This is a genomic window from Geomonas sp., assembly GCF_035254065.1.
GTDB lineage: Bacteria > Desulfobacterota > Desulfuromonadia > Geobacterales > Geobacteraceae > Geomonas.
In genome coordinates, this window is record NZ_DATFBA010000384.1 from 20,610 (window position 1) to 27,171 (window position 6,562).

Sequence of the window (6,562 nt, forward strand, 5' to 3'; positions counted from 1 at the left end):
GAAAACTGGATCGTGCGGAAGCGAGGTGCTTTATGGCAGCAAGGCTTTTTAAAGGCGGCGAGTATTTAGTCACGGAAAGCACCAAAAACGACGTATTCACCCCGGAAGACTTCAGCGACGAGCAGCGGCAGATCGCGCAGACCACCGAACAGTTCGTAACCAACGAAGTCGTTCCCGTTCGGGAGGAGATCGAGCACCAAGAGTTCCAGCACGTGGTGGAATTGATGAAGAAATGCGGCGAGGTCGGTCTGTTGATGATCGACGTCCCGGAAGAGTACGGCGGGCTGGAACTGGACAAGGCCACCAGCATGCTGGCCGCGGAGAAGATGTCCGGCTCCGGCTCCTTTTCCGTGGTCTACGCAGCCCACACCGGCATCGGCACCCTGCCGCTCGTCTACTACGGCACCAAGGAGCAAAAGGAGAAGTACCTCGGCAAACTGATGAGCGGAGAGTGGATCGCCGCCTACTGCCTCACCGAGCCAGACTCCGGCAGCGACGCGCTCGGTGCCAAGGCCTCCGCAGTCCTCTCCGCAGACGGCCGCTACTACATCCTTAACGGCACCAAGCAGTTCACCACCAACGGCGCCATCGCCGACCTTTATACCGTTTTCGCCAAGGTGGACAAGGAGCACTTTACCGCCTTCCTGGTGGAGCGGACCACCGAGGGGCTCAGCGTCGGCCCGGAAGAGAAGAAACTCGGCATCAAGGGGTCTTCGACCACCCAGGTGATCCTGCAGGACGCCAAGGTGCCGGTGGAAAACGTGCTGGGTGAGATAGGGAAGGGGCACAAGATCGCCTTCAACGTGCTGAACGTCGGCCGCTTCAAGCTGGGGGCCGCCGTAACGGGCGCCGCCAAAAACGCCCTGGAGACCGGGCTCAAATACGCCAACATGCGCAAGCAGTTCGGACGTCCCATCGCCTCTTTCGGAGCCATCAAGGAGAAGGTCGCCGATCTGACTGCCGAGATTTTCGCGGCGGAGGCGCTGGTGTACCGTTTGGCGGGGCTGATTGACGACCGGCTCGCCACCATTCCCAAGGATACCTCCAACTACTACGAGGTGTACCAGCGGGCCATCGAGGAGTACGCCATCGAGTGCGCCATCGCCAAGGTCTTCTGCAGCGACATGCTCTCCATGGTGGTGGACGAGGTCGTGCAGATCCACGGCGGTTACGGCTTCGTCCAGGAATATCCGGCCGAGCGCTACTACCGCGACGAGAGGATCAACCGCATCTTCGAAGGGACCAACGAGATCAACCGCATGCTGATCCCCGGTATCCTGCTGACCCGTGCCATGAAGGGAGAGATTCCGCTGCAGCGCGAGGCGATGAAGGCATTCGAATCGCTGATGTCACCATCTTTCGAGGAGCTTGACGAAAATATCGGGTTCGCCGCCGAAAAGGCCCTCATCGCCAGCCTGAAACAGGCTTTCCTGGTGGTGGCCGGCACCGGCGCACAGAAGTACAGGGACAAGATCAAGGACGAACAGGAGATCCTGCTGGCGATTGCCGACGTCGCTATCAACATCTTCGCGTTGGAGAGTTGCGTGCTGCGGGCGGACAAGATGATGTCCAAGGTGAGCGACTCGAAGAGATCCGCGCTGACCGCGGCGGTGAAGATCTTCAGTCTCGCTGCCTCGGAAAGGATCGCTACCGCGGCCAGGAAAGCCGCCTACTTCATGAGCGAGGGGGACACCCTGACCATGATGCTGGCCGGGATCAGGCGTTTCACCAAGTACGATGCCTCCGGTCTGCTGGAGGCCAAACGCACCCTGGCCGGCGCCGCCATCGAGGCGGAAAGGTACGTCTTTTAGTCAACCCCATCCTCACCCCGTCCCTCCCCTTGAAGGGGAGGGGGGAAGTTCCCCTCCCGCGGGGGCTGGCCCCTAAAATGCCGGCCCCCTCACCGCTTGAGTCCATGCTGGCTGAAGGTCGCTCCGCCGTAACCACTTTTTACTGTTGTCATCGCCCAAGCTGTGCTAGTAATGCCCTGACCAGTCATACTGGCCCCATCCCCAGCCCTCGTCGGCTTTCCAAGCGAGATTCCGTGAAACAGCATACCGTGATGACCCCTTACATGGTGGGGGAAGTCCATTATTATTCGACAGAAATCGGAGGCGAACTGGTCCTTTTCGATACCGGTCCTCCGACGCCGGAGGCGATCGTCGAGTTGGAGCGCAGTGTCGACCTCAAGCGTCTCAAGCACCTCTTCGTCACCCACTGTCATATCGACCACGATGGGCTTGCCGCCTATATCGAGGAGCATAGCGATGCCCGCATCTTCTTCCCCGCCAAGGATATCGCAAGGCTGCGCCGCGGCGAGGAGTGGGTGGAGGGATTCCGGTCGCTGATAACGTCGGCCGGCTTCCCCGCTGAGCTCAGCCGTTCACTGCTCGACGCGTTCCATACCCCTCACCGCTACCCGGAGCGGTTCGAGGCGGCGGAAGAGTCCGATTCCGCTGCCCGGCTGGGTATCTCCGTCATCGACTGCTCCGGCCACTCGCAAAGCGACCTGGTCTACGTGGTCAACGGCCAGGCGGTCACCGGTGATATCCTCTTGCGGGACATCTTCCAGTCCTCGGAGCTCACTCCCAGCGCTGATGACCCGTTCACCCGTTTCAGCAATTATCACGCTTATTGTAAGAGCATTCCGAGGATCGTCGGCCTGCGGGGCCTTACCATCCTGCCGGCCCACAGGTACTCGATCGACGGGGTCGATGAAACCGTCCTCTTCTACATCAGGAAGCTTCTGGAGCGGGCCAGACTGGTCAAGCGGTATGCCGGGATAGAAAAGGTGAGCGAGGTGGTGGCCAGCATCTGCGGAGATACTCCGGTCGCCCCGGTTATCACCTATATCAAAGCCTCGGAAATTTATTTCCTGCGGGACTTCCTGGCCGACCCTGGACCGCTTAAAGCGGCGCTGGAGGGAGTTGATCTGTTCGACGGGGTGAGGGAACTCTACTCCGCGGCGCTGGCATAGAGCGATTCCATTAACCCGAGGTAATTTACACTGGCGCGGAAGGTAAGGTTGTGGCAAAATGTCGCTCTGGCACCCGGTGATAGCGAAGCTGTTTGCCGTATCTGTAAAACTGGAGAGTGAAAGATATGTCAGAAAGTCACTGCGAGGTTCCATCCATGACAGAAACGGAACTGGCAGCAGCCCTAAAGCAGATGACGCGTGAGCTTTCGCTCCGCTTGCATATGGAAGATGAGTTGTACGAACTGGTGGGCGCGCTGGAGAAACAGCTGGCAGCCTGTCGGGCCGAATTGGCTGCCCATACTCAGCTGGAGCGGCTGGAAAACCACTCCCGCATCGAGGACCAGCGGGAGATCCGCCACCTGACAGAAAGCCTGGTGCGGCGGGAGCAGGCCTTTTCGGTCAACAACCAGGAGCTTGAGTCGCTGATCTACGGCATCTCGCACGACCTTCGCTCGCCGCTTAGGCACTTGACCGGCTTCTGTGCCGCGCTGGCTGAGGATTTCGGCGACCGGCTCGATCCAGCGGCCAACGAGTATATTGAGTGCATCGTGCGCAGCGGAGAGCAACTGGAGGCGCGCATCGAGGCTCTGCTGAAACTGTCGCGCAGCACCCACGTCGACCTGGCTCCCGAGATCGTCGACCTCAGCGGTTTTGCCTGCGAACTGGTGGTCGGCCTTAAGGGATCGGCCCCCCACCGGAAGGCCAGCTTCACCATACCCAAGGCCCTGCCGGTCTGTGCCGATCCCCGGTTGATGAGGACGGTCATGTTGAGCCTTTTGGAGAACGCCTGGAAATTCACCGCGAAGGAAGAGACTGCCCACATCGAAGTGGGGGTGGCCAAGGAAGGGAACGACAACGTCTACTCCGTGCGGGATAACGGTGTAGGGTTCGACATGCGCTACGCGGAACGGCTGTTCGGTGTCTTCCAGCGGATGCACAGGGAAGGGGAGTTCGAGGGAGCCGGGGTAGGGCTGGCGGTCGCGCAGAGGATCATCCACCGGCATGGGGGGAGGATGTGGGCGGAAGCCGAGGTGGGCTCCGGGGCAACCTTCTATTTCACCGTTTCTGAGGATCTCCAACCGCGGCAGGCGGTCAAGCCCGTCGCGTAGCCGGTCTTTCGCGCTATTGCCGATGCCGGTTCCGCTGGAAGCTTTCCAGTCTCTGGTTCATCGCCAGGCGGGTAAGTTCCTCCGCCCCGTCCGCGTCGCCGGTTTGGGCGGCTTCCTGCAGTTCCCCGTAAAAAGTGCGTGCCTGGGCCCGGTGCTCGGGACTGGTGAAGAAATCCCCCTTCAACCTCGAATAAAGCTCGGCGAAGCTGTTCATGATGAGCGGGTAGATCTTGTTTCCCGACAGCACGGCCATGGTGTGGTGCAACTGGGAATCGTATTTCACCATGCTTGCCGGGCTGTTGCGGAGTTTGTGGTGGCGGCAGAGAAGCTCGACCAGCTTGGCGGCACTATTTAGCACAGCCCTCCTGGCGTAGTCGGGGGCAAACTGGCAGCGCAGCTCCAACAGGTGAAGGGTCAGGTCCTCGGGGAAGGGCTCGCTGTTCTTGGTGATCGAGGAGAGGAGGTCAAGGTCGCCGCAGGACCAGAAGTCATTCACTATGGTGGCACGTCGCTGCTGCACCGATATCCATCCCGATTTCTGCAGCTTCAGCAGCGCTTCCCGGACTGTCGCGCGGCTCACCGCGAAGCGCGCCGCCAGGTCTCGCTCGCTCTGCAACTGGCTCCCTGGCCGAGGGTCGCCGCTCAGTAAGCTCGACACCAGTGCCTTTTCCACCATTTCGTGCGTCTTCCTCATAAACTCTCTCCCCCCCCGGACGGTGAAACGCCTCATGCCCTTGCTTCAGGAACTGATGCCGTACCTCGAATTGCACCCTCAGGTCAATCTGCGGGCAATATCATAAAACATAGTTTTGGAAAATGGTAGACAAATTTTGCTTTGCATGCATTTTTAGATGAGATGTCTTGGCTGCTCCAGGCGCTACTGGCAAGCGATCGGAGAGGTTTTACGGGCGGGTTAGGTGGAGTCGTTACTGTGGGTGTTGGGGTGAGAGGGGTGGGGCGCAGAAAAAGGCTTTGTTCGGGCTGGAATGAAGTGAACGTGGTTTTAAAACGCACGGTGCTGTGCCCGTTCAGCTCCCCTGACGCTTCGGAAGCTCCCGTGGGCGAGGTGAGCCCCCGTGACTCCCTTCTCTAATGGGCAGGCAGGGCGGCCACCAGGGCCGCCGTTTGGGCAAGAATATGGGTGGTGTCGTATCGTTGTCAGCTGTTCCGGGGATGGGATCCCGATCCATCGGCGACCTGGGAGCCGGAAAGGGTGAAGTAGAAGGTAGCCCCTTCCATCTCCTTGCCGTGCGCCCAGATGCTCCCGCCATGGCGTTCGATGATCCGTTTGACGGTGGCGAGCCCGATGCCGGTCCCCTGGAATTCGGCGCCATGCAGGCGTTGGAAGGGCTGGAATAGTTTCTCGGCGTAGGCCATGTCGAAGCCGACACCGTCATCGCGGACGAAGAAAACGGTTTTCCCGTTGATCTTCGTTTTCCCGAACTCGATGCGGGCCTGTTTACCTGCGGAATATTTGAGGGCGTTTCCCAACAGGTTTTGCAGTACCAACCTGATCAACTGGCTGTCGCCGTTGGCGGTGATACCATCCTCGATGATGAACTCGGCATGGGAATCCTCTCCTCCTTCCTGCAGCATGCTGGCCACTTCGGCCGCCACCTTGCTCATGTTGAACCGTTCCCGCTTCATCTGCGTCCTCCCCACCTGGGTAAGGGTCAGCAGGTCGTCAATCAGCTGTCCCATCTTGGAGCTGGCGCCCTGGATGCGATCCAGGTAGGAGCGAGCCTCCTCCGGGATGGTACTGCCGAGATCTTCCTTCAAGATGGCGCAGAAGCTGTTGATATGCCGCAAGGGGGCGCGCAAATCGTGGGACACTGAGTAGCTGAAGGACTCGATTTCCCGTTTTGCCGCCGCCAGCTGCGAGGTCCGTTCGATGACCCTGCGGTCCAGATCGGCGTTCAGGTTGCGGATCGCCTCCTCGGCCGCTTTTCGTTCGGTGATGTCGTGGATCATGCCGACTTTCCTGCAGAGCCTGCCGGTTTCGTCGTGCTTCAGCTCGGAAAACTCGGCCACCCACCGCTCCGCTCCGTCGTTGTAACGCCTGATCCGGTATTCCATCTCGAAGGATTCCGACCTCATCACCGCGCTCAGGTACTCGTCGAGGAATTTCTCCCTGCAATCGGGGTGGATGAGCTCCAGGTATCCCAGCAGGGTCATGGGGGTGGTCTCGTCTACCCCCAGGATCTCCGCCAGCGTGCTGGAGCAGGACCATTGGTCCTTAGCCAGGTCGAGGACATAGCTTCCGAGCCGCGCGATCTTCTGGGTTTCCTGCAAGAGGCGGTCGCCGTCAGCTGCCTCTTGTTCATGCTGTTTCTGGGCGGTAACGTCTTCCATGATGACCACCGTTCCCACTGCCTCGCCGTCCAGATCGAGGAAAGGTGCGGCATTCACGGTGACCAGTACCCGGCTTCCGTCGGCCCTGCGAACCGGCAGGCAAGCGCAGGAAAGGGCGCCTTGC

5 protein-coding genes are annotated in these 6,562 nt (G+C 60.0%); 3 read left to right on the top strand and 2 right to left on the bottom strand.

Translation table 11 applies throughout. The features are described from left to right. The first annotated feature begins 32 nt into the window (after positions 1-32). The 3 genes from VJ604_RS18300 (at position 33) to VJ604_RS18310 (ending at position 4,086) form a co-directional block, all read left to right on the top strand. Entirely contained in the window at positions 33-1,811 is a 1,779-nt protein-coding gene (locus tag VJ604_RS18300; RefSeq protein WP_324084985.1) for an acyl-CoA dehydrogenase FadE, read from the top strand. A gap of 233 nt (positions 1,812-2,044) precedes the next feature. Beyond that, complete coding sequence (locus tag VJ604_RS18305) at positions 2,045-2,977, top strand: MBL fold metallo-hydrolase (protein WP_324084986.1); 933 nt, start codon at positions 2,045-2,047, stop codon at positions 2,975-2,977. Positions 2,978-3,198: 221 nt separating this feature from the next. Next, the gene (locus VJ604_RS18310) at positions 3,199-4,086 is read left to right on the top strand and encodes a sensor histidine kinase (protein ID WP_324084987.1); all 888 of its coding nucleotides are present in this window, start codon (positions 3,199-3,201) and stop codon (positions 4,084-4,086) included. A 13-nt stretch (positions 4,087-4,099) separates the two neighbouring features. Here VJ604_RS18310 and VJ604_RS18315 read toward each other — a convergent pair whose 3' ends face one another. Next, entirely contained in the window at positions 4,100-4,780 is a 681-nt protein-coding gene (locus tag VJ604_RS18315; RefSeq protein WP_324084988.1) for a GntR family transcriptional regulator, read from the bottom strand. A 464-nt stretch (positions 4,781-5,244) separates the two neighbouring features. Continuing rightward, the coding region (locus VJ604_RS18320) for a sensor histidine kinase (RefSeq protein WP_324084989.1) at positions 5,245-6,562 on the bottom strand (1,318 nt) is incomplete at its 5' end.